Source organism: Domibacillus sp. 8LH (genome assembly GCF_038806185.1).
Lineage (GTDB): Bacteria > Bacillota > Bacilli > Bacillales > Domibacillaceae > Domibacillus > Domibacillus indicus_A.
The window spans coordinates 1-260 of record NZ_JAVJNG010000199.1; the positions used below are offsets into that span (position 1 = coordinate 1).

General features: G+C 34.6%; 1 protein-coding gene. It reads right to left on the reverse strand.

All coding sequences use genetic code 11. The annotated features are described in order from the left end of the window. On the reverse strand, positions 1–260 hold a 260-nt coding region (locus RG959_RS24420), incomplete at both ends, for an SDR family NAD(P)-dependent oxidoreductase (RefSeq protein WP_342799329.1).

A 260-nucleotide genomic window follows, 5' to 3' on the forward strand; every position in this document is an offset into this window, starting at 1 on the left:
GTTGAAGACTCTCCAACTGCTTTCAAACCAGCGAAGTGGATAACACCATCAAACTTATATTGGGAAAAAATAGTATTTAATGCTTCCTCATCCCGAATATCTGTTTGAAAAAAAGTAACTTTTTTTCCAGTGACTTTTTCTATCACCTCTAAACTTTTAGAGTTACTATTTCTTAGATTATCTAAAACAATAATTTCAAAACCAGCTTGCAAAAGCTCGATACACGTATGTGAGCCAATAAAACCAGCCCCACCTGTAAC